Source organism: Rheinheimera soli (assembly GCF_031457405.1).
Classification (GTDB): domain Bacteria; phylum Pseudomonadota; class Gammaproteobacteria; order Enterobacterales; family Alteromonadaceae; genus Pararheinheimera; species Pararheinheimera soli_A.
Map to the genome: position 1 here is coordinate 14,773 of NZ_JAVDWR010000024.1, position 26,659 is coordinate 41,431.

23 protein-coding genes and 4 tRNA genes are annotated in these 26,659 nt (G+C 46.1%); 10 read left to right on the forward strand and 17 right to left on the reverse strand.

The annotated features are described in order from the left end of the window. Nucleotides 1-20 precede the first annotated feature (20 nt). Nucleotides 21-1,247 carry a phosphoglycerate dehydrogenase gene (serA, locus tag J2W69_RS19155; protein ID WP_310281521.1) on the forward strand — a complete coding sequence of 409 codons (1,227 nt, stop codon included), beginning with the start codon at nt 21-23 and terminating at the stop codon, nt 1,245-1,247. Between the two features lie 169 nt (nt 1,248-1,416). Here serA and J2W69_RS19160 read toward each other — a convergent pair whose 3' ends face one another. Further along, complete coding sequence (locus tag J2W69_RS19160; protein WP_310281523.1) at nt 1,417-2,196, reverse strand: DUF481 domain-containing protein; 780 nt, start codon at nt 2,194-2,196, stop codon at nt 1,417-1,419. Nucleotides 2,197-2,353: 157 nt separating this feature from the next. Then, nucleotides 2,354-3,766 (reverse strand): glutamate--tRNA ligase, encoded by a 1,413-nt coding sequence (gene gltX / locus J2W69_RS19165; RefSeq protein WP_310281526.1) that lies wholly within the window; start codon nt 3,764-3,766, stop codon nt 2,354-2,356. Nucleotides 3,767-3,950: 184 nt separating this feature from the next. Here gltX and J2W69_RS19170 point away from each other — a divergent pair. From J2W69_RS19170 to J2W69_RS19190, 5 genes are all read left to right on the forward strand, one after another. After that, nucleotides 3,951-4,026: transfer RNA gene (locus J2W69_RS19170), tRNA-Val, on the forward strand. Nucleotides 4,027-4,066: 40 nt separating this feature from the next. Further along, nucleotides 4,067-4,142: transfer RNA gene (locus J2W69_RS19175), tRNA-Val, on the forward strand. A gap of 114 nt (nt 4,143-4,256) precedes the next feature. Further along, nucleotides 4,257-4,332: transfer RNA gene (locus J2W69_RS19180), tRNA-Val, on the forward strand. A 56-nt stretch (nt 4,333-4,388) separates the two neighbouring features. Further along, nucleotides 4,389-4,464: transfer RNA gene (locus J2W69_RS19185), tRNA-Val, on the forward strand. A 582-nt stretch (nt 4,465-5,046) separates the two neighbouring features. After that, entirely contained in the window at nt 5,047-6,663 is a 1,617-nt protein-coding gene (locus J2W69_RS19190) for a response regulator (protein ID WP_310281528.1), read from the forward strand. Here J2W69_RS19190 and J2W69_RS19195 read toward each other — a convergent pair. From J2W69_RS19195 to J2W69_RS19210, 4 genes are all read right to left on the reverse strand, one after another. Further along, nucleotides 6,656-7,129 (reverse strand): DUF2919 family protein, encoded by a 474-nt coding sequence (locus tag J2W69_RS19195; protein ID WP_310281530.1) that lies wholly within the window; start codon nt 7,127-7,129, stop codon nt 6,656-6,658. The two genes, J2W69_RS19190 and J2W69_RS19195, sit on opposite strands and share 8 nt — an antisense overlap. Nucleotide 7,130: 1 nt before the next feature. Further along, nucleotides 7,131-9,161 carry an NAD-dependent DNA ligase LigA gene (ligA, locus tag J2W69_RS19200; protein WP_310281533.1) on the reverse strand — a complete coding sequence of 677 codons (2,031 nt, stop codon included), beginning with the start codon at nt 9,159-9,161 and terminating at the stop codon, nt 7,131-7,133. An 89-nt stretch (nt 9,162-9,250) separates the two neighbouring features. Continuing rightward, nucleotides 9,251-10,090 carry a cell division protein ZipA gene (gene zipA, locus J2W69_RS19205; protein ID WP_310281535.1) on the reverse strand — a complete coding sequence of 280 codons (840 nt, stop codon included), beginning with the start codon at nt 10,088-10,090 and terminating at the stop codon, nt 9,251-9,253. A gap of 19 nt (nt 10,091-10,109) precedes the next feature. Continuing rightward, nucleotides 10,110-13,511, reverse strand: coding sequence for a chromosome segregation SMC family protein (locus J2W69_RS19210; protein WP_310281537.1), 3,402 nt, complete (start codon nt 13,509-13,511; stop codon nt 10,110-10,112). 178 nt (nt 13,512-13,689) lie between these two features. Between J2W69_RS19210 and cysZ the strand changes: the two genes are divergently transcribed. Then, on the forward strand, nt 13,690-14,406 hold the full coding sequence (gene cysZ / locus J2W69_RS19215) for a sulfate transporter CysZ (RefSeq protein ID WP_310281539.1): 717 nt from the start codon (nt 13,690-13,692) through the stop codon (nt 14,404-14,406). Nucleotides 14,407-14,483: 77 nt separating this feature from the next. Here cysZ and J2W69_RS19220 read toward each other — a convergent pair whose 3' ends face one another. From J2W69_RS19220 to J2W69_RS19240, 5 genes are all read right to left on the reverse strand, one after another. Beyond that, the gene (locus J2W69_RS19220; protein ID WP_310281542.1) at nt 14,484-15,089 is read right to left on the reverse strand and encodes a mechanosensitive ion channel domain-containing protein; all 606 of its coding nucleotides are present in this window, start codon (nt 15,087-15,089) and stop codon (nt 14,484-14,486) included. 65 nt (nt 15,090-15,154) lie between these two features. After that, nucleotides 15,155-15,652 carry a YcgN family cysteine cluster protein gene (locus J2W69_RS19225; RefSeq protein WP_008900576.1) on the reverse strand — a complete coding sequence of 166 codons (498 nt, stop codon included), beginning with the start codon at nt 15,650-15,652 and terminating at the stop codon, nt 15,155-15,157. 13 nt (nt 15,653-15,665) lie between these two features. Next, nucleotides 15,666-16,328, reverse strand: a complete 663-nt coding sequence (locus J2W69_RS19230) for a fumarylacetoacetate hydrolase family protein (RefSeq protein ID WP_310281547.1) — start codon at nt 16,326-16,328, stop codon at nt 15,666-15,668. Nucleotides 16,329-16,330: 2 nt separating this feature from the next. Beyond that, the gene (locus J2W69_RS19235) at nt 16,331-17,455 is read right to left on the reverse strand and encodes a lytic murein transglycosylase (protein WP_310281549.1); all 1,125 of its coding nucleotides are present in this window, start codon (nt 17,453-17,455) and stop codon (nt 16,331-16,333) included. 3 nt (nt 17,456-17,458) lie between these two features. Then, entirely contained in the window at nt 17,459-17,737 is a 279-nt protein-coding gene (locus J2W69_RS19240; RefSeq protein WP_300928322.1) for a YcgL domain-containing protein, read from the reverse strand. A 141-nt stretch (nt 17,738-17,878) separates the two neighbouring features. Here J2W69_RS19240 and minC point away from each other — a divergent pair, with 141 nt between their 5' ends. Genes minC through minE form a run of 3 tightly spaced genes read left to right on the forward strand, consistent with a single transcriptional unit; the run spans nt 17,879 to nt 19,667 of the window. Next, nucleotides 17,879-18,580: a septum site-determining protein MinC gene (minC, locus tag J2W69_RS19245; protein WP_310281552.1), complete on the forward strand. Its 702-nt coding sequence runs from the start codon at nt 17,879-17,881 to the stop codon at nt 18,578-18,580. Nucleotides 18,581-18,592: 12 nt separating this feature from the next. Further along, nucleotides 18,593-19,402, forward strand: coding sequence for a septum site-determining protein MinD (minD, locus tag J2W69_RS19250; RefSeq protein ID WP_008900581.1), 810 nt, complete (start codon nt 18,593-18,595; stop codon nt 19,400-19,402). A gap of 4 nt (nt 19,403-19,406) precedes the next feature. Further along, nucleotides 19,407-19,667 carry a cell division topological specificity factor MinE gene (gene minE, locus J2W69_RS19255; protein WP_008900582.1) on the forward strand — a complete coding sequence of 87 codons (261 nt, stop codon included), beginning with the start codon at nt 19,407-19,409 and terminating at the stop codon, nt 19,665-19,667. Nucleotides 19,668-19,711: 44 nt separating this feature from the next. Here the strand turns inward: minE and J2W69_RS19260 are convergent, their stop codons facing one another. The 6 genes from J2W69_RS19260 to J2W69_RS19285 form a co-directional block, all read right to left on the reverse strand. Continuing rightward, on the reverse strand, nt 19,712-21,082 hold the full coding sequence (locus J2W69_RS19260; RefSeq protein WP_310281555.1) for a DUF4397 domain-containing protein: 1,371 nt from the start codon (nt 21,080-21,082) through the stop codon (nt 19,712-19,714). A gap of 155 nt (nt 21,083-21,237) precedes the next feature. Then, complete coding sequence (gene rnd, locus J2W69_RS19265; protein WP_310281557.1) at nt 21,238-22,383, reverse strand: ribonuclease D; 1,146 nt, start codon at nt 22,381-22,383, stop codon at nt 21,238-21,240. A gap of 77 nt (nt 22,384-22,460) precedes the next feature. After that, complete coding sequence (gene fadD, locus J2W69_RS19270; RefSeq protein ID WP_310281559.1) at nt 22,461-24,119, reverse strand: long-chain-fatty-acid--CoA ligase FadD; 1,659 nt, start codon at nt 24,117-24,119, stop codon at nt 22,461-22,463. 283 nt (nt 24,120-24,402) lie between these two features. After that, a complete protein-coding gene (locus J2W69_RS19275) occupies nt 24,403-25,242 on the reverse strand; it encodes an alpha/beta fold hydrolase (protein WP_310281561.1) in 840 nt (279 codons plus the stop codon). After that, complete coding sequence (locus J2W69_RS19280; protein ID WP_310281563.1) at nt 25,242-26,099, reverse strand: class I SAM-dependent methyltransferase; 858 nt, start codon at nt 26,097-26,099, stop codon at nt 25,242-25,244. The genes J2W69_RS19275 and J2W69_RS19280 overlap by 1 nt, the downstream gene beginning before the upstream one ends. Next, entirely contained in the window at nt 26,062-26,658 is a 597-nt protein-coding gene (locus J2W69_RS19285; RefSeq protein WP_310281565.1) for a Slp family lipoprotein, read from the reverse strand. Before J2W69_RS19285 ends, J2W69_RS19280 begins: the two co-directional genes overlap by 38 nt. Nucleotide 26,659: the final 1 nt, after the last annotated feature.

The window sequence follows — 26,659 nt, forward strand, 5'->3', positions numbered from 1 at the left end:
ACAAGTTAAAGAGAAGTAAAATGGAAAAATTTTCGCTGCCCAAAGACAAGATCAAGATCCTGTTACTGGAAGGTTTGCACCAAAGTGCGGTGCAAAGCTTTAAGAATCAGGGTTACAGCAACATTGAGTATTTGAAAACCTCTTTGGATGAAGCTGAACTGATTGAGAAAATCCGTGACGTGCATTTTATTGGTATTCGTTCACGCACCCAATTGACGGAAAAAGTGCTGGACGCCGCCACTAAACTGGCTGCTGTGGGCTGCTTCTGTATTGGTACCAATCAGGTCGATTTAGACGCAGCGCTGATGCGTGGTATTCCGGTATTTAATGCACCTTTTTCCAATACCCGCTCTGTGGCTGAACTGGTATTAGGCCAAATCATTATGTTGCTGCGTGGTATTCCGGAGCGTAATGCGGCGGCCCACCGTGGTGTCTGGCAAAAAACTGCTACTCAGTCTTTTGAAGCCCGTGGTAAAACCTTAGGAATTATCGGCTACGGCCATATTGGTACTCAGCTGAGCATCATGGCGGAAAACATCGGTATGCGTGTGCAGTTTTACGATATCGAAGACAAGCTGGTATTAGGCAATGCCACGCAAGTTGATTTTGGTACTTTGCTGAAAACTTCAGACGTAGTGACTTTGCATGTGCCTGAAACAGCTCAGACTAAAAATATGATTGGCGAAGCTGAACTCGACCTGATGAAACCAGGCAGCATTCTGATCAACGCTTCACGTGGCACTGTGGTCGATATCGACGCTTTAGCCAGAGTGATGCAGGCGAAAAAACTGGCCGGTGCTGCTATTGACGTATTCCCGGTTGAACCCACCAGCAATGATGAAGAATTCTTATCACCGCTGCGCGAATTCGACAATGTGATCCTGACGCCACATATTGGTGGTTCTACTCAGGAAGCGCAGGAGAATATCGGTTTTGAAGTAGCAGGCAAAATGGTGAAGTACAGCGACAACGGTTCTACCTTGTCAGCGGTAAATTTCCCTGAAGTGTCGTTACCAGAACACAGAGGCCGTTCACGTTTATTGCATATCCACAAAAACCAGCCTGGTATGCTGACCAAAATCAACGAAGCTTTTGCCAAACACGGCATCAATATTTCGGGTCAGTATCTGCAAACCAATGCAGAAATTGGTTATGTGGTGATCGACATCGATTCACTGGACCACGAACTGGCCCTGAATGAGTTAAAGTCGATTCCGGGGACCTTGAGAGCCAGGGTATTGCACTAATCACCCGTCGTTCTTGAAACCGCAGCTTTGTTGACTTCAGGTTCTCGCCCGACATCGGTTTGGTGTCGGGTCGGGCGCGGATAAACCGCGCCCCTACAATGACGTCGCGCTGCAACTCCAATTACTTAGGGTGATCGATGAAGCGGGATCGCATTAGATCCCTTTTTCTTTAGAACGAATACACCACTGAAGCTGCAGTTTCAGAGTCTGTGCTTTTCTTATTCACACCTACATCCGAGTCATACTTCACATTCAGGCTTAAGCGCAACGCCAGCTGGTTATTAATTTGCGCAGTCACTGCACTACGGCTGGTATAGCTGGTATTGTGACCATCTAACGAAATCGCATATTCCAGCGTTTGTTTAAACTTACTGTTTTCAGAGAAATGATACTCAAAGTTACCTGCGGCGTACCAAATCATACCCGAGTTACTTTCACCTTTGGATGATCTGTCATACGCCATACCAGGACCAGTTTCGAAATCTAAGTAGTTTGGCCCCTCTTCGTACAAGCGGTTGGCATAACCTACAGCTACTGATGATTGTTCGCGGAAGGCACCAAAACGGTCATTTAAATAAGCACCACGACCAAACAAACTGCTGTCCGAGCGGAAAAACTTATAGTTACTTTGTGCAGTCAAGCCAACACGTTGACCTGTGGTGTTATCTGTTTGCTCACCGGTAGCGCTATTAGTTTGGGTATTTCGTTGTAACAGAGTCTGGATATAGTATTTATTACGGAAATCATCCAGCTCATGTTTTAACTCAGCATTGGTCCGAACAGCTGTGGCTTCTGTGTTACCACGGCTTAATACCACCCCCACTTCGATATCCCCACCCCAAGGCGGAATAGCAGCTTCTTCTTCACCATGTTTTTTCTGAAATTCCTGTGCCTGAACAGAGACTGCTGAACACAACAGTACCGCTGACAATGCGACTACTAAACGCATGTTGTATAACCCTTCTAAATAAAATGAAGATGATTCTGACAGCTGCAGATGAATGCAGCCTTGCTGAAGAAAATTTTGACGCAAAACGGGCGGGGATAAACCCTTACCGCCATCGTATTTAACCAGAGACGGGCGACCCTAAAGGTCGCCCCTACAATTATTGCTCGCCAGCTCTGTTGCTAATGTATTCCAGTGCCATGCAGATGCGTTTTAACACACGATCTTTGCCAATCAGTGCCAGAGTTGCATCAAGGGCTGGCGAGTTACCACCACCTGTTACAGCCACACGTAAAGGCATACCTACTTTGCCCATACCTAAACCTAAACTTTCAGCGGCATCGTTAATGGCTTTATGTAAAGCTTCTACCGACCAATCCTGAAGCTCTTCAAGCTTAGTTTTAACAGCAACCAGAGGTTCTGCAGCCACAGGACGTAAGTGCTTTTTCGCGGCGTTTTCTTCAAATTCGCTGAAGTCTTCGTAGAAATAACGGCTGACTTCCACCAGCTCTTTTAAGGTTTTCACCCGTTCAGCCTGTACTTTCACCAGTTCAGTCAGCGCCGGACCAGTGCTGATATCCAGCTTCTGATCGGCTATATGCCAGGCTAAATGGCTGGCAACGTAGTCTGGTGACAGAGTTTTCATATAGTGCTGGTTTAACCAAATCAGCTTATCGGTGTTAAAAGCCGAAGGCGCACGGTTACAGTCGCTTAAGTCAAACAGCTGGATCAGTTCTTCTTTGCTGAAAATTTCCTGATCACCATGCGACCAGCCTAAACGCACTAAATAGTTGATCAAAGCTTCTGGCAGGAAACCGTTATCACGGTATTGCATCACACCTACTGCGCCATGGCGTTTGGATAAACGTTTACCGTCGTCACCTAAAATCATAGGAACGTGGGCGTATTTAGGCAGTTCAGCGCCCAAAGCAGCCAGAATATTCATCTGACGTGGTGTGTTGTTAACATGGTCATCACCTCGAATAACATGGGTAATACCCATTTTCCAGTCATCAACTACTACGGTCAGGTTATAAGTTGGAGTGCCGTCACTGCGGGCAATGATTAAATCATCCAGCTCAGCATTGGCAATTTCAATGCGGCCTTTGATTAAATCATCAATCACCACTACGCCATCCTGCGGGTTTTTAAAACGAATGGTATAAGGCTTGTCCGTTGGGTGATCAGTACGGTCGCGCCACATACCGTTGTATTTTGGTTTTTCGCCTGCAGCCATTTGCGCTTCGCGCATAGCGTCCACTTCTTCAACAGTGCAGAAGCATTTATAAGCTTTGCCTTCTGCCAACAGCTGAGCAACTACTTCTTTATATAAATCAAAACGTTTGGTCTGGTAATAAGGGCCGTCGTCATAATCCAGACCTAACCATTCCATACCTTCTAAAATGGCATCCACAGATTCCTGCGATGAACGCTCTAAATCGGTATCTTCAATACGAAGGATAAAAGTACCGCCGGTTTTCCGGGCATGCAGCCAGCTGTATAACGCAGTACGGGCGCCACCAACATGCAGATAACCTGTAGGGCTTGGCGCGAAACGAGTAACTATAGACATAATGAATCCACTGAAGGCCAAAAAATTGGGCGCTATTGTACCAATGCGAAGCTGTGATTGCACGGCCGAAGCTGCTGTGCAGGAAAAGATTTAACTGGCTACTTTTACAGCATACAGTTCACAAAGCTAAAAATATTATTGACACAAAAACCGAGCCCCCTATAATGACCGCCGACCACACGATGGATGCTTAGCTCAGCCGGGAGAGCATCGCCCTTACAAGGCGGGGGTCACTGGTTCGATCCCAGTAGCATCCACCATCAATTTAGATGAATCGTTGTAGTCAGATTATTATGCCCAGGATGCTTAGCTCAGCTGGGAGAGCATCGCCCTTACAAGGCGAGGGTCACTGGTTCGATCCCAGTAGCATCCACCATATTCTTAAAGAGTGCATCGCCACCCTTTACAAAGAAGAGGCTGCGGCTGGTTAATCCCAGTAGCATCCACCATCTCTTTCTTCACAAGTAAGTGATGTAAAACAAAACACCCAGGATGCTTAGCTCAGCTGGGAGAGCATCGCCCTTACAAGGCGAGGGTCACTGGTTCGATCCCAGTAGCATCCACCATCTTTTAAAGTGAAATATCTGAAAGATGAATCGTTGTAATCATATTGTTATGCCCAGGATGCTTAGCTCAGCTGGGAGAGCATCGCCCTTACAAGGCGAGGGTCACTGGTTCGATCCCAGTAGCATCCACCATCTTCCCTTTAAAGAAAAGCATCGCCACTCTTCACAAAGAACAGGCTCGATGGTTCGATCCCAGTAGCATCCACCATCCCCTTTAAAGAAAAACATCGCCACTCTTCACAAAGAATAGGCTCGATGGTTCGATCCCAGTAGCATCCACCATCTTCCCTTTAAAGAAAAGCATCGCCACTCTTCACAAAGAACAGGCTCGATGGTTCGATCCCAGTAGCATCCACCATCCCCTTTAAAGAAAAACATCGCCACTCTTCACAAAGAATAGGCTCGATGGTTCGATCCCAGTAGCATCCACCATCACCCACCCCCTCTATAGAAAAACATCGCTCTCTCTACAAAACCCAGGACTCGCTAATTCGATCCCAGTAGCATCCACCACTTCCTTCTTTAGAACACCAAAATCCCTAACCTATTGTTTCCAATCACCTTGCATATTATATTTTTACCATTTTTTCACTTATTTATAATTTTCCTAAATCAGAAAAATATTAGCCATTGAATTCATTTAAAAAATTTGCAGCTTTTTACCTGTTTAGTCGCTATATTTGATAGAAATGATAATAGGTGTCTGATGCATTTATGGCAGTAAAACTTAATAAAGACATCCAAATTCTGGTCGTAGATGAGCAGCCATTAACCCAGAATTATCTGCGTTATGCTTTAGAAACTCTGGGCTATTCCAGCTTCCACTACGCAGAAAACTCTGCTGTTGCTTTGACTTTGTGCCAGGACAAAGCTTTTGATTTAATCATTTGCTCCTTTAATTTAAATGGTAAAGACGGCTATCAGCTGTATCAGGAGCTCAAAGCCCGCAATTTATTCCGCCACAGCACTGGCTTTATTTTTATCAGTGCTGAGACAGATCCCAGTCTGGTGCATAGCGTTTTAGAGTTACAGCCTGATGAATTTATGGTGAAACCATACGCCATTAAAGATTTAAAATCCCGTATCGACCGCACTGTGCAACGCAAGAACTTGTTCCGCCCTTTATATAGCCTGATGGATCAGAAAAAAACCGAGCCAGCCCTGCAATTATTGGATCAATGGCTGGAGCAGGGTTATCAGAGCAAATACAACCTGATGTTGCTTAAAATCAAAGGCGAGATATTGCAGCAAGCTGGCCGCTGGACAGAAGCTGAGCAGTTTTATAGCAGCATGGTGCATAATGAAAATTCACAGTGGGCAAAACTGGGGCTGGCGCGCTGTTTAATTCAACGTGAGCGTTACTCTGAAGCCACTGCCCTGCTGCAACCTCTGTTGCATAAAGCGGATATGAAACTGGCGGCTTTGGATTTACTGGCAGACATTCATCTGCGCCAGCAAATGTATAAAAAGGCCCAGTCTGAACTGCTGCAAGCGGCTGATATGGCGCCGCGTAACTTAATGCGCCAGCAAAAGCTGATGCACCTGTCACGCTTAACGCATGACTATGAACATCAGTTTAAAGCCGCTAAAGACTTATTACGTTTTGCCCGTTTCTCTATTTATGAGCAGCCTGATTTGTATTTGAATCTGGCTCGCGCTTCGATTGATTACGCTTTAAGTGTGAATGAAGAAGAGCAAACCAGTCGGCTGTCTAAAATGGCGAATGACACCTTAACCAATATGCGGCAGTTATTTCCTGAGCTGCGTAAAGAAGAGCAGCAAGTGGTAGTACAGGCGCGAATTTATTATTTAAAAGATCAGATTGAAAAAGCCAAACAGCTGTTATTAGCTTTGGAAAAAAGCCCTGTGACTCAGGGGCCTGAAGATATTCTGGATAAAGCCAAAGCTTTGCATGAAGTAGGCTTAATCAGCAGTTCCCGTGAGCTGTTGCGCCAATTGACACAAGATGCTAACCAGTTGAAAAATGCCGACCCGGTGTTTATTACCTACCTGCAACAAGAGCAGCAGGAGCGTGAGAGCTTACCTATGGGTCCACGGGAATTTAACAACAACGCCGTAGAACTTTATGAAAAAGGCCTGTGGCAGCAGGCTCTGACGGCCTTTATTCAGGCTTTTCGTATTATGCCGGGTAATGTGGGTATAGCGCTTAACTTGCTGCAATCGCTGCGATCGACAGAAAACATTGACCCTTCGATTCAAACCGAACAATTGCGCCTGCAATGTGAGGTGATGCTGTCCAAAGCCAAATTAAATGAAGAACAGCAAAAACGCTGGCAACAGTTACAAAGCCAGCAGAAAATTGCTATTTAACGGCTTTGGATTCCGGCCATTCTTTGCTGATCAGCTTCAATTGTTTACTGCTGTACAACCACATAATGCTGGAAAGCAAGAACATGGGTACCGCCAGCATCTGCGGGGATTTCAGAATCATATAGTTTGGCCAGTTGCTAACGGTATGCACTAAATCAGCGCAAGCCACCACCAGCATGATCCAACGACCATACTGCCAAATTTTGAACCAGGCTTTGTGGCTTTTTTCTTTGCGCTGACTTAAAGCCATCACCACCAGTAACAAAGGACAAGCAATAAGACAGGCTGTGGCAAAATCATTGGTTTTTGGATAAATGGCCGCCAAAAATCTGTCCCCCCCTTCCGGCATAGTCAGCGCTATGATCCAGACAATAAAAGGTCGCATTAGCAGCAGCAAAACAGCGTAAAAACGCAGCGGAATGCGCAGCAAACCGTTTTTATCTAATAAAGGATAAAACTCTGACATATTAATTCAGCTCATGTTGTTGAAACAAATCTAACATTTGTTGTTCAGTCCAGACAGGCACTGACAGCTCAGTAGCCTTAGCAAGTTTGGAGCCAGCATTATCCCCGGCTATGACCGCATAGGTTTTAGCTGAGACAGAACCCGATACTTTAGCCCCTAAACGCTGTAGTTTCTCTTTGGCATCATCCCGCCCCATGCTGGTTAAGGTGCCGGTTAGCACCACAGTTAAACCCGCTAAAGGTTGTTCACCTTGCTGCTGTTTTTCAATCACAGGCCAATGAATACCGGCCTCAATCAATTGCTGGATCACAGCCACGTTGTGCTCTTCTGCCATAAAATGCTGAATATTATCTGCCACAACAGTACCCACATCCTGCACTTCCAACAGCTGTTCCAGGCTGGCTTGTTGCACAGCATCCAAAGCGGCAAAATGGCTGGCTAAATTAAGGGCTGTGGCTTCGCCAACTTCCCGGATGCCTAAAGAATAAATAAAACGTGGCAAGGTGGTTTTTTTAGAGTCTGCTATGGATTTCAACAACTTAAGTGCAAGTTTTTCGCCCATACGCTCAAGGCCTACTAAAGCGGGCATATCCAGGCGGAAAATATCAGCTGGTGTTTTCACCAGTTGCTGATCCACTAATTGTTCAATGATCTTGTCGCCTAAACCTTCAATATCCATGGCTTTACGCGAGACAAAATGCTTGAGCGCCTCTTTTCGCTGCGCGGCACAAAATAAACCGCCTGTACAGCGTGCTACGGCTTCGCCTTCCACTCGTTCTATGCTGGACTGGCAAACAGGGCAAACCGTCGGAAACTGGATGTCACGAGCGTCCAGCGGACGTTGTTCCAAGACTACAGAAACAATTTGTGGGATCACGTCCCCAGCCCGCCGCACTATGACGGTATCGCCCACTTTGACACCCAGACGATTAATTTCGTCCTGATTATGCAAAGTGGCATTACTGACAGTGACACCGCCCACTATGACTGGCTCTAATCGCGCAACTGGAGTAATAGAACCAGTGCGGCCGACCTGAAATTCCACATCCACTAAAGTGGTGGTTTTTTCCTGGGCCGGAAATTTAAAAGCTATAGCCCAACGTGGTGCCCGTGCAACAAAACCTAAAGCTTGCTGCTGCGCTAAATCATCCACCTTCAGCACGACACCATCTATTTCATAAGGTAAAGCTGAACGTTTAGTCAGAATACTCTGCTGATAATCTAAAGCAGCCTGTAAGCCTGTGACATGACGAATTTCAGGACAAACAGGCACACCCCAGCCTTTGAGTTGCTGTAAGCGTGCATAATGGCTTTTGCTGTTTAGCAGTTGAGTAGCATCGTCCACAGCCCCCACTGCATACGCATAAAACATCAGAGGACGGCTGGCAGTGATCTTCGGGTCCAGCTGTCGTAAGCTGCCAGCAGCCGCATTACGTGGGTTGGCAAAGACTTTATCGCCTGCGGCTCTGGCTTTGTCGTTCATTGCTTCAAAACCTGCCAAAGGCATAAACACTTCACCCCGAACTTCCAGTACGGCCGGCACTTCGCCCTGTAGTTTTAATGGCACAGCCCGGATGGTTTTCACGTTGCTGGTAATATCTTCACCGGTAAAACCATCACCACGGGTAGCAGCCTGTACCAACAGGCCTTGTTCATAACGGATACTGACAGCTAAGCCATCCAGTTTAGGTTCGGCACAGAATTCAAAATCACGGCTGGCATCTATTCTGTCTGCCATACGTTTGTAAAAGGCGGCAAAGTCATCAGCATCAAAAGCATTATCCAGCGACAACATAGCCACCTGATGGCTGATTTGACCAAATTTACTTAAAGGCGCAGCCCCAACCCGCTGAGTGGGAGAATCAGCAGTCACCAGTTCCGGATTTTGTTGTTCTATCTGCTGTAGTTCCTGAAACAACAAATCGTAATCGGCGTCCGGTATGCTTGGATTATCCAGCACGTAATACTGGTGGTTATGAAAAGCCAGTTGATCTTTGAGCTGCTGCAGGCGTTGTTGGATAGCTTGGTTCATTTGGTTTACTCAGGCACTTAAAGTCTAAAATCTTAAATTCTAAAATAGAGAAGCCCCGATGACGGGGCCTCTTTAATATGACTATTGCATTAACCGTGGATCAGGCGCTGACGCTGGAACTCACGGATTTTTTCTACATAATGCCGCACTGTTTGAACAGTCAACACTGAGCGCTGACCATCCAATACCTGACCACCAAATTCATCAGCCAGTTTTTTCGCAGCGCTGTGCATCAGGTTGAAGTTTTGTAAGGCTTCGCCAGGCCCTGGCAAGGTCATAAACAAACTTAAACCACGGGTGTTCATTTTTTCCATCTCTTCTAAATCGAAGGTGCCAGGATTAAACATATTGGCCAGTGAAAATAACACTTCACCTGAGCCTGCATTGTCCTGAAACCTGTGGAAAATATTCATTTCGCCGTATTTAAAGCCAAGCGTCAGCAATGAAGGCAATAATAAAGAGCCGTTAATTTCTTCGCCTTCCGGCAGCAATACATAAAGGATCAGCACTTCGTTGGCCGGAGCCTGAGCGGATTGATCTTTTTCGGCTTCGTAAGCCGCTTGTTGCTCTTCCGCTACAGCTTCAGCATAAGGCTCGTCTGTGGCAGAAAAACGGCCCATATCCAAAGGCGGCTCGTTTAACTCTGGTTCGCGGCGTACTTTGACCGGTTCACGTAATTTATTGGCTTTTGGTGCCACTGTTGGCGCAGGTTTAGGTTGTGGCTTTTCGCCAGGTTGCAATACCCGCTTACGGCCTATACCCAGCTCATCAAAGCCATCGCCTCTGGCACCTGAGCTTGCAGAAGGGTCTACATCGTATTTACCGTTGTCTTTATTATTTTTCCTGACAGTCCACCAGCCATGTAAAGCTAAAGCGCTGATACCTAACACACCCAAAACAATCAGGACTAAACGTAATTCCTCAGCCATCTCTTTTACCTTTTAGTTTTTAGGCTTGTGCCATTTTCACGGCATCTTCCACATCTACAGCCACAACTCTGGACACACCGGGTTCCTGCATAGTCACCCCCATTAATTGTGCCGCCATTTCCATGGCAATTTTATTGTGACTGATATAAATAAATTGCACAGTTTCAGACATTTCCCGTACCAGATTACAAAATCTGCCGACGTTTGCATCATCTAAAGGTGCATCAACCTCATCCAGCATGCAAAAAGGTGCTGGATTTAATCGAAAAATCGAAAACACCAATGATAAAGCGGTTAGCGCTTTTTCACCACCCGAGAGTAAGTGAATTGTGCTGTTTTTTTTCCCTGGCGGTCTCGCCATGATAGTTACACCTGTTTCTAACAGATCTTCTTCGGTTAAATCAAGATAGGCACTGCCTCCACCAAACACTTTTGGAAATAAAGTTTGCAAGCCGTCATTCACCTGCTCAAAGGTTTCTTTAAATTTTTGCCGGGTTTCCCGGTCAATTTTACGGATCGCAGTTTCCAGAGTTTCCAGTGCTGAAACTAAATCCTGGTGCTGCGCATCCAGATACTGCTTGCGCTCATCCTGCTGTTCAAACTCTTCAATAGCGGCCAGGTTAATAGGGCCTAACCGACTGACAGAATCCTGTGTTTTTTCCAGCTGTTGTTGCCATTCCTGCTCATTGGCTTCAGGTGGCAGGGTTTCACTCAATTCTTTAAAATTCACCTGCAACTCTGTCAGTTGCTCCAGCATATTGTTGGCGCGCACTCTGTAGCCTTCAGCCGACAGTTGTAAATCGGCTAATTCTTTTTGCTTTTGCGTTAATACATGCGCCACGCCCTGATGGCCTTGCTCCGCCTGACGCAGCTTTTCATCCAAAGAATGTAAAGCTTCGGCTTTTTGCTGCACCAAAAGTTCAACTTCAGCGCGCTGTTCCAGCAATAACTGTAGGCTTTCGTGTTGCTCGCCATCGGGTTCTGACACTTCGGCCAGCTGTTCCTGCACTAATTGATGGCGCTGTTGCAGTTGTTGCTGTTGCTGCTGGCTTCGCTGTAAATTCTGCTGACTGAAACTTAACTGCTTCTGTGCGCTTTGTTGTTCCAGTTGCAATTGCTGCAGTTGTTGACGTATTAAATCCTGCTGCTGCTTCAGGTGCTGATGCTGCTGCTGACTCTGGCTGAGTTGTTGCTGCAACTGCCACTCTTTGGCTTTTTGGCTCTGATACTGCTCGTCCAGTGCTTCGGATTGTTGTTCCAGCTCATCAAGCTGCAGGCTTAATAACTCAAAATCCTGCTGCTGCGTTGTCAGTTCTGAAGATGCCTGTAAACGTCTTTGCTGCTGCAGTTGCTGCTGTTGTTGCAGTAATAAAATGTCGGTGCTGATCTTTTGCTGCAGATCTTTAGCCTGTTGCAACTGTTGAATACTTTGCTGCCACTCTAGTTTGCTCTTTGCAAGTTCAGTATCAGATTGCTGTTCTTGTTGCTGCTGTGCCGATACCTGCTGTTCAAGGTGCTGGATTTGTTCTGCCAGCTCGAGTAATTGTTGCTGGCGGGTTAAAAAATTATCCGAAGCGGCCTGGCCCGGCACAAGCTGCCAATTGCTGCCAAACCAAATACCTTGTGGACAAATCACCGACTGCTGCGGTTCCAGTTGCTGCTGTATTGCTTTGGCTTGTTCAATACTGTCGGCAAGTAAAACAGCGTGAAAAGTATCAGGATAAAACCCCGCCCGGATCACTGCGGCTAAAGTATCGGCTTTGACATCGAGCTGGCTTGGCACTACATAACTTTTTAGTACAGCTTGATCTGCGGTCGCATGCTGTAATTCACCCAGCACTAAACTCACGGCTTTAGCCCACTGGGGTTCAATCTGCAGCTGCTTTAACAGTTGCTGTTGCTGCTGATTAACCTGCAACTGAATTTGGTTCAGTTTGTCCTGCTGCTGTTTCAGCTGTTTCAACTCACTTTGTTGCACCAACTGCTGTTGTTTGCGTTCTTGCTGGCTTTGTTGCAAAGCCTGATAGCGCTGTTCTGCAACTTCGCTTTGCTGTTGCAGTAATTCAAGTTGCTGCTGTGCTTCTTGCTGTTTGGCCAGCAAGGGCTCTGTCGCTTTCGAATCAGCCACAAGATCCAGTTGTGCCAGCTCTTGTTGTAGCTGACTGATGCGGTTGAGTAATTGCTGTTGCTGCTGCTGGCTGTGTTCGGTTTTAAGCTTGTTTTGTTGCTGTTGTTGCTGCAGCGCAAAAAACTGCTGCTGCCACTGCTGTAACGCATTCTGAGCGCTGGCCAACTGTTCCTGCGCCTGTTCGGCCTGTTCGGTCAGGCTTTCAAATTGTTCTTGCTTCAGTTCGCTATCCGGTGCTGCGTGATCAAGCTGGAATTCGAGTTCAGCCAGCTGCTCCCGCTGCTGCGCCATATAGGAATCAGCTTCCTGCAAAGTCAGCTGTAATGAACGTAATTCATCGGTCAGGCTTTGACGACGTTGACGTTCGTGCAGTTGTTGCTGTTCTAAGCGGGTGATCTGATTGCCGACCTGATAATACTGCTGCTGCACTTGTTGCTGTTCAGTGCGTAAATCCTGTTGCTGCTCTTTCAGTTGCAGCACCAGCAATTGATCACCGGACTGAGCGGCCTGAAACTGCTCTATTTCGGTCAGCTTGTGCTGAATATCCAGTTCTGTTTTTTGCAGCAGGCCGTGAAAGTGTAACCACTTTACACAGGCCAGTTCGGCCTTGAGCTTACGCTCCTGTGCTTTGAGTTCTTTAAAACGTGCCGCAGCAGCCGCCTGACGTTTGAGTTTATCCAGATTTTTGCCCAGCTCTTCCCGCACGTCAGATAAACGGTCCAGGTTTTCGCGGGTATGTTTAATGCGGTTTTCGGTTTCGCGCCGCCGTTCTTTGTATTTGGAAATACCGGCCGCTTCTTCGATAAAAATCCGTAAGTCAGCAGGCTTGGATTCAATCAGCCGCGAAATCATGCCTTGTTCGATAATGGCGTAACTGCGAGGACCTAAGCCTGTGCCAAGGAAGATATCTGTAATATCACGGCGGCGGCATTTAGTGCCATTGAGGAAATAATTCGACTGGCCATCCCGCGTCACTAAACGTTTGATGGATATTTCGCTGCGATCAGCAAGAGTGCCTTGCAAGCGGCCTTGAGTATTTTCGAACATCAGTTCAACAGAAGCCTGGGACACGGGTTTGCGCTGCGTGGAGCCGTTAAAAATAACGTCTGTCATCGCATCACCGCGCAGGTTTTTCGCCGAGCTTTCACCCAGTACCCAGCGTACAGCGTCAATCACATTGGATTTACCGCAGCCGTTTGGCCCCACTACAGCAGTCATCTGAGCAGGAAAAGCCACCTGGGTAGGATCAACGAAGGATTTAAAACCCGCTAATTTAATTTGCTTAAGACGCATCTGTCCCTGAACAATAAGGCCGAGGTTTTGTTAACAAAAGTGAATGTAACAGAACAGCGGTGCTGCTGTCACGGCCGCTTTGTGTCAAGTGACTGAAAAAGTTGCTTACGGATTTATTCTTGCGGCTCAATCAGATGGCTTATATGCTCAGCTCATTCGCGGTAAAGGAGCTGGATCTATGCATTATCTGATGAAGGGCCTTAGTTTAATCAGAGTCAAAGGCTTAAAACGTTATGTGGTAGTGCCACTTTGTATCAATTTAGTGCTGTTTGCTTTGGCTTTTGGTTATTTATTCAGTCAGCTCGGTGGCTGGGTTGAACAGGTGGTTGCAACCTTACCGGACTGGCTGAGTTTTATCGGTTTTTTAGTCTGGCCGCTGGCGTTGTTTTCTATTGTGATGGGCCTGGCTTTAACCTTTACCATGGTCGCTAACTTTATTGCTGCACCTTTTAATGCCTTACTGGCAGAAAAAACAGAACTGTATTTAACAGGCCAGCCCTTGCCGGATCAGGGCTTAGCCTCTTTCTTGAAAGATGTCCCCCGTATGCTGGGTCGTGAATGGCAAAAGTTTGTTTACTGCCTGCCCCGCGCTATTGGCTTTTTATTGCTGTTTTTTATCTTGCCGGGCATAGGTCAGTTGTTATGGTTTTTATTCTGCAGCTGGATGCTGGCTATTCAGTACTGTGACTATCCATTTGATAACCACAAAGTACCTTTTGATACCATGCGAAAAGCGTTAAAACTGCAGTGGAAACACAGTTATGCCTTTGGCATCACTGTTTATGTGTTGAGCTTAGTGCCGCTGATTAACTTATTGATTATGCCGGTGGCGGTTTGTGGCGCCACAGCCATGTGGGTAGATAAGTTCCGCGAAGCCTTGCGCCTGCCAGACTAAAGTACTCCAATTACTTTGGGGTTAAGCAAAACCAGATATGACAAAGGGCCGAAAAGGCCCTTTTTAAGATCCGCAATTTACCTATGTTCCGGGAATCTACGGCGCCATCTGTTCACTGTTTTATTTTTATCTGCTCTGAACTGGTGTTGCACTATGACAGGACGGGACACAATCAGATTATTGGGATAAACAATTTGTTCGTTATTTTTGGTCAGCAATACAGTGCTGAATAAATTAATTTCCACCACTTTGCCTTCAACATGGTTAGCCCCGTCAAGAATTTTCACTTCAGCGCCAGGCGCAAAGTTACGTTGACCTAACATGATAAAAAAGGCGGTGATGTTGCTCAACAGCGACCAGGCCGCAAACAAAGCCACACCTATGACGGCAATCATCGAGGATGCAAGAACCAGCAAGCCTTTGATGTCGATCCCCCAGATCACACTCAGGATAACGACTAACAATAAAAACAGCAGTATATGAAACACCACCAAAGCGCGGCGGTTCATTTCATCTTTTAATACACTGGCCGCTATGGTGCGGTATAAAAAGGGCGCTATTCTGCGGCTTAAAATAATGTAGATCAGGATGACAACAGCAGTGATCACCATCTGCACTATGGCCGGGCTAAAACTGGCCATTAACTCTTTAAAATGATGCAAAATCTGCATGGCTTCTTGCACAACCACCACCCTTAATCAAAAAAACGCTATTTTTCCTGGTCGAGCTGAACAGATACTGAAAATGGCTAATCCAGATCGTTAATAGCCCAGGTCACAATATAGTCTTCAAATTTTTCCATATCGACCAGATCTTCAGAAATGGTTTTATTGCGAACCGACATCTGTTTTTTATGCATCAGACTTTTTTTACCGTTGTTCAACAGCGGATGCCAGGACGGCAAACCACGGCCTTCATGTAAACGGCGATAGCTGCAGCTGTTTGGCATAAAAAAGATGTCTTTTAAATTATCCTGTGTCAGCTTCACACAGTCAGGCACCAGCACTGTACGTTTCTCATACACAGTACAGGCACATTTGTGACTGTCCAGATAACGACAGGCGATATTGGTAAAATGGATTTGTTCGTCCGGCTTGATGAAGTCGGTTGGGCCTTCAGCTTCTTCGTCTTCATCATCAATAAATTTATTCAGACAACATTTAGCACAGCCATCACAGACAGCTTCCCACTCTTCTATTGTCATTTGCTCCAGGCTTTTTGTTTCCCAGAATTTTGCTGTTAACACTTCAACCTCTCTGTCAGCGCACTGACGTCTTAATATGTAGCTTGTTAGCCAGAGCTAATTCTAACTGATCACCAGTGTTTAACGGCCCGACACCTGCAGGTGTGCCAGTCAGCACCAGATCACCTGGTAACAAGGTGAAAAACTGCGACATTTCACTGATGATTTGTGTGACGGAGCGGATCATCATACGGGTATCACCTTGCTGACGAAACTCGCCATTCACCTTCAGGCTAAACTGTAACTGCTGTACATCACCCAGTTGTTCAGCAGCAACAAAAGCAGAAACAGGACAAGCGCCATCAAAACCTTTGGCGATTTCCCATGGACGTCCCAGTTCTTTTAATTTCTTTTGCTGGTCTCTTAAGGTTAAATCCAGTGCCAGACCATAACCCCAAACCGCTTCCAGCACTTGCTCTGGAGTCACTTTAGTTAAAGGCGCCTTAATCAGCACAGCCAGCTCTGTTTCATTATGCACTGCCCCCAACTGTTGTGGGATCAGAAAAGGCTGATTGATATCAACTACAGCTGTGTTGGGTTTAATAAAAAACAACGCCTCTGGTGCTGTTTTGCTGTTCATCTCAGCAATATGGTCCTGATAGTTCTGACCTATACACAGCACTTTTCCTGAAGGCAAATCAATAAGATTGCCCTGTTGATCTTTATGCTGATAACTCATGCTTAATCCTTTGCCACTATTAAATCAGCCAGATAACCTACGCTGGTAACAAAATAATAAGAGCGGTTCCAGTGCATCAGTGTTTGATAATTACTGTACGCCAGATACACCCGGCCCTTTTCGTCATCCGGCATCACCAAGGCAGCTTTTAAATCACGCGCAGGTAATGCTTTGCCTTCGGTGGTGCGAACCCCCAAAGTTTGCCAAGCCGCCAAAGAACGTTCTGATTTAGCCCACCATTCTAGCCATTGAGTTCTGTCTTTACTGCCTTTTGGGATCACATAGGAGAAATCAAAGTTTTTTGGCACTTTCACTTCCCTGCCCCAGGTTTGACTATTGTCCCAACCCCGTGTTTTTAAGTAATTGGCAATAGAAGCAAAAGCGTCGGTGCGGCTTTGCCAGATATTAATATGACCATCTCCGTCGCCATCCTGAGCATAGGACATAAAAGCACTGGGCATAAACTGACTCTGACCCATAGCCCCTGCCCATGAGCCTTTCATATCGGCTAATTTGACATGGCCTTGTTGCAGAATATCTAAAGCCAGAAAAAACTCTGATTTAAAAAAAGTTTCACGACGGCCATCATAGGCCATAGTGGCTAAGGCTGAAGGCACTGAATAGTTGCCCATAAACTTGCCGAAGCTGCTTTCCAGCCCCCATAAAGCAACGATAAAACGGGGTTGCACACCATATTTCTGGCCTATAGCTTCCAGCTCTTTTTGGTGTTCTTTGTAATACTTACGCGCCAAATCTATACGTTGTTTACTGACACGTTTTGGCAAATAGGTGTCTAAAGTTTCGGTGAATTCAGGCTGTTTTTTATCAGCGACCACAGCCGACTGGTAATGCCTTAAACTGGCAAAGACTTCATCGACTAAAGCTTTGGAATAGCCTTTTTCTAAAGCTTCCTGTTTTAAAGCAGCCACATAGCTTTCAAAACTGCCTTTAGTCACAGTAGCTTGTGTTGGCAATGCTGTTGGTACTTCGGCTACAGCAGCCTGGATTTTAGCAGTCGGCGCAGTTTTTACCGCTTCAGTTTTGGTCTGGGCTTTGCCCGACACTGTGCTGGTACAAGACAACAATAAGCCACTGACCACAATGACTGCAATTTGAGTCAACTTCATAGGTTACTCCTTGTTTGGCTGGCTCTCTTTATGCGCTTTAAGTAAATCTTCAGGCGGCGGAGGCAACTGTAAATAAAAACCCTGCTCTGTCAGCTGTTGTCTGACTTTGTCGATATCGGCATGGGCTAATTTGCTTTTGGTCGCCAGATTAATCAGCGTGACCAGCATAGGTTTACCAAAGGTTTTAAGTAAGGCTTCAGGTACAGCGCTAAAGTCATCGCGGCGCAATACGTATAAATAGGTTTGGTCCAGCTTTGGACTTTTATAAACAACACATAACATAGGACAAAAACTACTCTTACTAACTTGCCTAACAGGGGCGCAAACTATAACATGAAGCACCAGCCAAGCGTACCAAGCTAATAAAGGCTGACACGAATTTTTGCCGTCATTAAACAAATAATAAAGTGCGCATTTTGAGCTATGTCTGATCATTCCTTTGAATTAAAAGGCAGTTTGTTTCCACTGTCTGTGTTGTATTGTCAGGACCTGTCTGCTGCTGCGGTAAAAACTCAGCTGCAACAAAAACTGGCCCAAGCTCCTGCCTTTTTCTACCGCGCACCTGTGGTGATTAATGTCGAGTCTGCCACTCAAGCTCCTGATTTTGAAGCTATCGCTGAAGTATTCAAAGAGCTTGAACTGGTATTAGTGGGTGTATGTGGTGCTTCAGCTGAACTTAAAAAAGCAGCTCAGGCCGCTGGCTTAGCTGCACTGCAGCTGAGTAAAAGCAAAACACCGGCTAAAGAAACTAAAGAACCAGAAACCAAAGCAGAAGCTGTTGTTGCAGCTACTGTGATGGAAACCAAAGTGGTGGAGCAAAATATTCGCTCTGGCCAGCAAATTTATGCCAAAGGTGCAGATTTAGTGATCCGTGGTACTGTAGGTGCCGGGGCTGAAGTCATTGCCGATGGAAATATACATATTTACGGTACGCTGCGTGGTAAAGCCATAGCGGGCGCAGCCGGAGATAATCAAAAACGCGTGTTTTGTCACAAGCTGGAAGCTGAACTGATCTCCATAGCCGGAAGTTACTGGCTCAGTGACAGTCTGCAAGGCGAATATTGGGGTAAGTCGGCTTGCATTGGGTTGCAGGACGATAAGTTGGTTTTAGCAGATTTGCTTTAAGGATATTTTGCGATGGCAAAAATCATTGTTGTTACATCAGGTAAAGGTGGCGTAGGCAAAACTACGTCAAGCGCGGCTATTGGTACAGGCATCGCGATGCGCGGTTTTAAAACCGTCATTATCGATTTCGATATTGGCTTACGAAACCTGGATTTAATCATGGGCTGCGAGCGTCGGGTTGTATACGACTTCGTTAATGTAATTAACGGTGAAGCGAATTTAAAACAGGCGATGATCAAAGATAAACGTATCGACACCCTGTTTATTCTGCCTGCCTCACAAACCCGTGATAAAGATGCACTGAGTAAAGAAGGCGTAGAACGCATTCTGAACGAGCTGGCACAGGAATTTGATTACATTATCTGTGACTCACCTGCCGGTATTGAATCAGGCGCTATGATGGCGTTGTATTTCGCCGACGAAGCTGTGGTTGTGACTAACCCTGAAGTCTCTTCAGTGCGTGACTCAGACCGCATTTTAGGCATGCTGAGCAGCAAGTCACGTCGCGCTGAACAAGGTTTACCCGGCATTAAAGAACACTTGTTGTTGACCCGCTACAACCCTGAGCGTGTTGTTAAAGGCGAAATGCTGAGTGTGGAAGACGTCGGCGAAATTCTGGCGATTAAACTGCTGGGCGTGATCCCTGAATCTCAGGCAGTATTAAATGCATCAAACTCAGGTCAGCCTGTTATTCTGGATCAGGACAGTGATGCTGGCCAGGCCTATTTAGATACGGTCGCCCGCTTGCTTGGCGAAGAAGTGCCTTTCCGTTTCCTGAACGTGGAGAAAAAAGGCTTGCTGAAACGTATATTTGGAGGCTAAGCGAATGTCGTTATTGGATTATTTCCGTTCAACGAAAAAAAATACAGCTTCAACTGCCAAAGAGCGGTTACAGATCATCGTTGCCCATGAACGCAACAGACGCAACAGTCCGGATTATTTGCCACAGCTGGAACGCGACATTTTGGCAGTGATCCGCAAGTATGTGGATATTGCTGACGATCAGGTTTCGGTATCACTGGAAAAGAGCTCGGATGAACTCTCTGTGCTGGAATTAAACGTCACTTTCCCTGACGATAAGAAGTAATAACGAAAGCAGGCAGAGTCATAAACTCTGCCTGTATTCTTTCATTACTGGTTATTCAAGTCATCCAACAGGATCAATCTCAGATCCGCTGTTAAACCTTCACCGTCCCGGGCTACCGCTGTATAAATCTTGTTGGCGTCCAATGTGACTGCTACCGGGCCTATGGCTGCTGTTTTGCTGCCTGTTGGGGTAACAGTGACAAAATAAGCTCCTGACGGCACCTGGATATAACCAGAATCGGCTTTGAATGCCACGTTGCTCAGTGCTGCAGTGGCTGCTGAAATGTCTGAATTTGTTGTCAGATAAACATCAACAGGACCTGCCAGACTTGAGCCATGGATAACGCGGATTTGTGCCGCTGTGGCAATACGACGTGGATTATCCATTACCACCAAAGGCTCAATGCTGTCCTGGGTTAAAGAACCTACCGCATGCACTGTGTAATACACGCCGGCTTCCAGTTCAAGATCGGCGTCAATCACCACCACTGAGTTATCAGCATCAGCCGCCACTTTTACATTGTAAGTGTCAGGTGTAAGTTCTGCGTAATCGGTAAAATCCGGGAAAGCTAAAGCATTAATAGCTTCGGCATCGTTCACTAAAATATCCACAGCAGGTGCATCGGATACATCGTGCACCACACGTACTGCAGAAACTGAGCCTGTGTCCAGCAGCTCAAGGCTGGTGTCTGTGCCCTGCACCAAAGCTAACAAAGAGACAGGTGAAGGTCCGGCAAAACGGTTGTCCAAAGCTGCAATAGTGAAATCAGACCCTGAAGCTAAAGCCACAGTGCCTGAATCAAAAACCACTGTGGTTAAGTTACCTGCCGGAGTAATACGTACTCTGTAATCCCCTGCCGGCACTGTGACATCCCCTGTTGTGTCGCTGAACTCAAGGGTTGCAGCTACTGTACCTGCAGATAACGCATCAGCCGGAGCTGTTAAATGCACATCGACTGTTGGAGCTGATGCTGCAGCATGCACAACACGCAAGCGCACGTTGCTACTGGTTACTGCTGTTTGTGGGAAATTAACCACCACAGGTTCAATGCTGCTGTCTGTAGCTTTTCCTGTGGCAAAAATGACATAGTCTGTAGCCTGTCCAAGTGAAAGGCTTGTTGCTGGGATCACTGTTACAACAGCACCGCCAGGCAGTTTTGCATCAACAGAAGTACTGAAATGACCAGGAGCTACTGAGAGAGGTCCGGCAGCCTCGCCAAAGGCAAGATTTGCTATCGCCACACTGCCATTTGCATTCACTGCAACGTCAGGAGCATCTGACACAGCATGAACAACTTTAATAGTGGCATTTACAGCAGGCGGTGGCAGGACTTCAGGTGCCGGGTCTGAATCATTACATCCGCCGACAGCCAGCAGCGTTATCACTAAAGCAGCTAGTTTATTACTCCATTTCATTGTTTTTACCCTTTTGATTGTTGATGTAGCAAAAGAGTTACGAAATGGTTTTTTGACAGGATCAGCGCAGATTTTTGCAAAAAGCAGCAGGGTTTAGCCGAAAAAATGCGCTAAACCATAAGGTAGAAAGGGCTGTAATACGTTTAATAACCAAATTAGATCAGCGACTGGACGTGAGCAGGAACAGGTAAGTGTTTAAGCAACACATTCCTGCGCCAGCCTCGCAAAAACTCCGGAACAGGCAGTTGAGCTCTGTCCTCGTCACTAACGCGCCAGCACCAGTTAAAATATTCTGTGCTTTGGCGTCGAACCGCAATAAATTCAGCAGCAATGCCAGAGTCTGCAGCGGCAGCTTTAATAGCATTGGTAATACGCTGTAGTTCTTCTTTAAAACCGGCAAATACATCAGCGTGATAAAACGGCTGTGGGCACTCTTCCAGTGGCAAGGCTTTGGCCTGCTCTATCAGTGCCAGTACCGTTTTACCATGGCGGCGGACTTCACGACCTGGTAACTCAGGAATATTAAACATCGACTCCAGACTGCCAGGCCGACGTTTGGCTATATCTAATAAATGATGATCTTTGAAGATAAAACCCAGCGCCATATCATGTTGCTGTGCATATTCTTGCCGCCAGATCACTAATTCACGCAAAATAGCCAGCTCGCGTGGCGTCAGCAAATTGCTGTTTTTGAGTTCCAAATGACGAAATGACAGAGGTAATGCAAAAGAACGGCGTGCTATTAAATGTTCGCCTTCAGCAAGCAGTAAATCGTATTGATTTTTTACAACCAGTTCAGCTTTGAGCGCCTGATAGACATCCAATAAATGCTCTACGTCTTTAGCGGCGTAGTCCAGTTGTAAAGCAGATAAAGGCCGTGCTATCCAGTCCGTACGGGATTCACTTTTATCCAGCTCTATAGCACAGACTCTTTGCACCAGCTTGGCATAGCCCTGACTGCCACCCCAACCTGCCAATTCCGCCGCCAGTTGAGTATCAATCAAAGGCAATATAGGTAACAAATGCTGAGTAGCCAAAGCTTCTAAATCTTCGTTGCAGGAATGCACTACCTTACAAACCGCCGGATTAGCAAAGAGTTGCTGCAAGGAGCTCCAGTCATCAATAGCTAAAGGATCAACCAACACCAGTTGTTTGCCATCAAACAGCTGAATTAAACCAAGTTTTGGGTACAAGGTGGTTTGGCGGACAAATTCAGTATCCACAGCTAACACCTCAGCACTGGCGGCTTGCGCACAAAAAGCAGCTAAAGCAGATGAAGTGGTAATAAGCTGATACGTCATGTGATGTCCTTGATTTTCTTTATTTTGGTCTCTGACTTTTAACAAAAAAAAACCGGCCTGCGCCGGTTTTTTCTGGATCAACCTTTGAGCTCTCGCCTTAAGATTTTACCCACATTGGTTTTTGGCAATTCAGTGCGGAATTCTACCAGCTTCGGCACTTTATAGCCCGTCAAACGTTCCTTACAGTGTTGAATTAATTCAGCATCTGTCAGGCTTTGGTCTTTTTTCACTACGAATATTTTCACGGCTTCACCAGTGGCTTCGTTTGGCACACCTACAGCGGCCACTTCCAGCACTTTGTCGTTCATCGCCACTACTTCTTCAATTTCATTCGGATAAACGTTAAAACCAGAGACTAAAATCATGTCTTTTTTACGGTCTACTATATAGAAGAAACCATCGTCATCCATACGGGCAATGTCGCCCGTTGCCAACCAGCCTTCTTCGTTCAGTACTTTTGCCGTCTCTTCAGCTCTGTTGAAATAGCCTTTCATTACTTGTGGGCCTTTAACCCACATTTCACCGGGTTCGCCAGCAGCAACTTCAACGCCATCATCATTGACCAGTTTGATGTCTGTAGAAGGCGCAGGGAAACCTATACTACCGTTGTAAGCAGGCAGGTTATAAGGACTGACAGTGACCAAAGGTGCACATTCAGTTAAACCATAACCTTCTACTAATCTGGTGTTTGTTACTTTCTGCCAGCGCTCTGCCACAGGACGCTGTACAGCCATACCACCACCTAACGCCAGCTTCACCTTGCTGAAATCCAGCTGAGCAAAACCAGGGGTATTCAATAAACCATTAAACAAGGTATTGACGCCTGTTAAAGCGGTGAAAGGATAGTTCGACAGCTCTTTAACAAAATTGGGCATGTCTCTTGGGTTGGTGATCAGAAGGTTAGTGCCACCATATTTCATAAACATCAGGAAATTAGCGGTTAAAGCGAAGATATGGTAAAGCGGCAAGGCTGTAACAATAAACTCCTGACCTTTAGTCAGTACAGGACCAATACAACCATCCGCCTGTTCGAGGTTAGCAATCATATTACGATGGGTTAGCATTGCGCCTTTAGAAACACCTGTAGTGCCGCCTGTGTATTGCAGAAAGGCTAAATCGTCTCCGGCAACAACTGGCTTTTTATAAGCAGAGGCATCACCTGAAGCTATCACTTGCTTATAAGTGACGTATTTTTTCAGAGTATGGGCAGGGATCAGCTTTTTGACATGCTTGACGACCAGATTGACGATAGTGCCCTTCACCAGACCTAACATATCACCCATATGCGTCAGGATCACATGGTCCAGTTGCACTTTGTCCTGTACATCAGACAAGGTATGGGCGAAATTCTCGACAATCACTATAGCTTTAGCTTTTGAGTCGAGCAGTTGATGTTGCAGTTCGCGTGGTGTGTACAGTGGATTGACGTTCACCACAACACAACCGGCACGTAAAATACCCAAAATGCAAACAGGGTATTGCAGCAAGTTTGGCATCATCACAGCGACGGCGTCGCCTTGTTTCATACCTAATTGTTGTTGCAAATAAGCGGCAAACTGTAAGCTCAGCTTGTCCAGCTCTGCATAAGTAATGCTTTTGCCCATATTGATAAAGGCGGTTCTGTCGGCGTAGTCTCTGATGCTTTCATCAAAGACTTCCAGTAATGATGCGTAATGGTCGGCATTGATATCAACCGGAACGCCTTCAGGGTAATTTTTTGACCAGACTCGATCCACTGTCCTCTCCTCGTGGTATTTATTATTTTTTAGTTATAGTAGTTATAGCAGTTATATTTTGTGCTTTGGCCCTTTGCACAGACATGTTTAATTCTGATACAAGCGACACTGAGTTTTTACTCTAATACAGCATCATCCCACAATTGTTCAGATTTAACAATTGTCTGCAGAACCACAGTTCTTGCCTTGACTATAACAGCATAAAAAATCGTCAGGAACGATTTTTAACAGCTGTAGCTGGCCCGTAAGGGTGCTCTGCAGGATTGCAGAGCATAAAAAACAATCAGGACAGTAAAAATTGACGAATTGCGTCCGCTGTTATTTTTGGTTGCATCATATGGCAATGGTGCCCTCCCTGCAGCTCAACCAGCTCCAGCTTCGGATAACAATGCTGATATTCTTGTCTTGCCTGCTGCATCATCTGCAAACCATCTTTAGCCAGAACAGCCAACACAGGGCATTGAATATCCTTTAGCAATTCTTTAGCCTGACTTTGCATTAAACGATAAGCAGAAGATTCACGTAAACGCATATCTGCAGACCAGGTCAGTCCGCCTGTGCAAGCTTCTGTACCCCGCTTAGCAAGAACTAATGCACAGTTGATATCAAAATCACTTTGATTTTGTCTGGCCACAGCCGCACTTTGCAGATCGGTGTAAACAGGTTTTTGTTTCTGTGGGCTTTGCCATCTGTGGTTTATAGCAGTTCGCACTTGTTGTGTCGTGTTGCTGGCTTCACCTGTCACCAGGCCTATACTGTCAATCAACACCAGCTTGCGAACCATCTGTGGCATCACAGCAGCGAGCACCGAACCTATCATGCCGCCCATCGAATGGCCTATGATATCAACCTGTTGCCAGCCCTGAGTTTTAATCAAAGTAGCCACATCGTAAATCCAATCCAGAAAATGATAATGAGCATCCAGGCTGCGGTGCTGTGACTTGCCATGCCCGGGTAAATCTATAGACACCAGATTCAGTTCTGACAGAAAAGCAGAGAGAGGTAAAAAACTGTCGGCATTATCCAGCCAGCCATGCAGGCATAAAGTCACTGGTGCTGATGCCGGACCTTGCTGCCAGCCAGCTACAAACATAGCTGGCAAGGAAAAAACCAGTGCTGACATTATTCGCTGCTGGCCTTCACAAACTTTAAGGTCATACGATCACTTTCACCAATGGCCAGGTACTTTTCGCGATCCACTGTACCCATAGCTAAAGTAGGAGGTAAAGCGTACACACCTTTAGGATAATCTTTAGTGTCTTTTGGGTTCGCATTCACTTCAGATTTCGCCTGCAGTTTAAAACCAGCGTGTTCCGCCACTGCGATCACATAAGATTCATCCAGATAGCCTTCAACAGCAGAGCTGGAGATTTCAGACACCCGACTGGCTCTGTGTTCGACTATACCAAATACTCCACCTGGTTTGAGTACGTCAAACACGGCACGAAAGACATCCAGCAAATACCCCTGCTCATTCCAGATATGAGCATTACGGAAACTCAGAACCATATCGTATTGCTGGGTTAAACCCAGAAACATATAACCTGGTGGGTCAAATTCAGTTTGTTCTACTGAACCAAAGTGCTCTTTGTGTTTCAGAATACGCTGGCTAAAACGTTCACTGATGCGACTCCAGAAGATTTTTCTGTCATCCTGCATGGTGCCGTCATCAACCCGAAAGTTAGCTACAGTCAGCTTTCCCTGATCTTTTAAATAGGGTGCCAGAATATCTGTATACCAACCTCGGGCTGGCCAGATTTCCAGCACAGACATGCTTGGTTTGATGCCAAAAAAGGTCAGTGTTTCTACCGGATGCCGGTACTGATTTCTGGCTTTATCTTCTTCACTACGAAATGAGTGTTCTGCTAAAGCAGTTAAGTCAGGAGCAGAAGGCGTTTCAGCTACAGCTGCGCTGCATAACGCAGCACCAAGCAGCACGAGATTAAGGTTGCACTTTATTCTGTTTATTATTGTCAACATGAACTGGGCCTTGTGTTGTCGATTGTTGTTTTGTAATAGTACGGACACGTATCCCCGGGCCATAACCCCAGTAGTAAGGGTAAGGACGCATCATAGGCCAGGTGTCAATCACTTCAACCCGGTCTTCCTGTTTAGGCCACAAATACACTGTTGCGTCTTTGATAACAGGATAACGGTATTCATATTCGTCCACTTTTCCGGTTTCAGAACGGCTCAACTCACCCAGCACTGTGACTGACTTTCCTGGCTGATACACCATAGGATCTAAGAAACCTTTGATATAGGCGACAAAACGGCCTTTTGTTTGATCGGAAACCGCAGGACGTCCGTTGGTTCCGGATGGGAAATACACTACTTCAAGGCGGGTTTTGTCGGCTTTGTTACTCACTTCAGCAATCACGCCACTCCATCGGGCCGTGCCAAAGTCGACATTTTGTTGGGCAGCATTTTCATAGCTGGTTAGTGCTACATTATCAGCTATACGTACTTGTTCGGGATAACTGGCGCACCCTGCCAGGATCATCAGACTCAAAGCAACAGCAACAAACTTCTTACTCATG

Coding starts and splice junctions, on each gene's coding strand:
- serA (WP_310281521.1), top strand. CDS start 21: ATGGAAAAATTTTCGCTGCCCAAAGACAAGATCAAGATCCTGTTACTG.
- J2W69_RS19160 (WP_310281523.1), bottom strand. CDS start 2,196: ATGCGTTTAGTAGTCGCATTGTCAGCGGTACTGTTGTGTTCAGCAGTC.
- gltX (WP_310281526.1), bottom strand. CDS start 3,766: ATGTCTATAGTTACTCGTTTCGCGCCAAGCCCTACAGGTTATCTGCAT.
- J2W69_RS19190 (WP_310281528.1), top strand. CDS start 5,047: ATGGCAGTAAAACTTAATAAAGACATCCAAATTCTGGTCGTAGATGAG.
- J2W69_RS19195 (WP_310281530.1), bottom strand. CDS start 7,129: ATGTCAGAGTTTTATCCTTTATTAGATAAAAACGGTTTGCTGCGCATT.
- ligA (WP_310281533.1), bottom strand. CDS start 9,161: ATGAACCAAGCTATCCAACAACGCCTGCAGCAGCTCAAAGATCAACTG.
- zipA (WP_310281535.1), bottom strand. CDS start 10,090: ATGGCTGAGGAATTACGTTTAGTCCTGATTGTTTTGGGTGTGTTAGGT.
- J2W69_RS19210 (WP_310281537.1), bottom strand. CDS start 13,511: ATGCGTCTTAAGCAAATTAAATTAGCGGGTTTTAAATCCTTCGTTGAT.
- cysZ (WP_310281539.1), top strand. CDS start 13,690: ATGCATTATCTGATGAAGGGCCTTAGTTTAATCAGAGTCAAAGGCTTA.
- J2W69_RS19230 (WP_310281547.1), bottom strand. CDS start 16,328: ATGAGTTATCAGCATAAAGATCAACAGGGCAATCTTATTGATTTGCCT.
- J2W69_RS19235 (WP_310281549.1), bottom strand. CDS start 17,455: ATGAAGTTGACTCAAATTGCAGTCATTGTGGTCAGTGGCTTATTGTTG.
- J2W69_RS19240 (WP_300928322.1), bottom strand. CDS start 17,737: ATGTTATGTGTTGTTTATAAAAGTCCAAAGCTGGACCAAACCTATTTA.
- minC (WP_310281552.1), top strand. CDS start 17,879: ATGTCTGATCATTCCTTTGAATTAAAAGGCAGTTTGTTTCCACTGTCT.
- minD (WP_008900581.1), top strand. CDS start 18,593: ATGGCAAAAATCATTGTTGTTACATCAGGTAAAGGTGGCGTAGGCAAA.
- minE (WP_008900582.1), top strand. CDS start 19,407: ATGTCGTTATTGGATTATTTCCGTTCAACGAAAAAAAATACAGCTTCA.
- J2W69_RS19260 (WP_310281555.1), bottom strand. CDS start 21,082: ATGAAATGGAGTAATAAACTAGCTGCTTTAGTGATAACGCTGCTGGCT.
- rnd (WP_310281557.1), bottom strand. CDS start 22,383: ATGACGTATCAGCTTATTACCACTTCATCTGCTTTAGCTGCTTTTTGT.
- J2W69_RS19275 (WP_310281561.1), bottom strand. CDS start 25,242: ATGTCAGCACTGGTTTTTTCCTTGCCAGCTATGTTTGTAGCTGGCTGG.
- J2W69_RS19280 (WP_310281563.1), bottom strand. CDS start 26,099: ATGTTGACAATAATAAACAGAATAAAGTGCAACCTTAATCTCGTGCTG.
- J2W69_RS19285 (WP_310281565.1), bottom strand. CDS start 26,658: ATGAGTAAGAAGTTTGTTGCTGTTGCTTTGAGTCTGATGATCCTGGCA.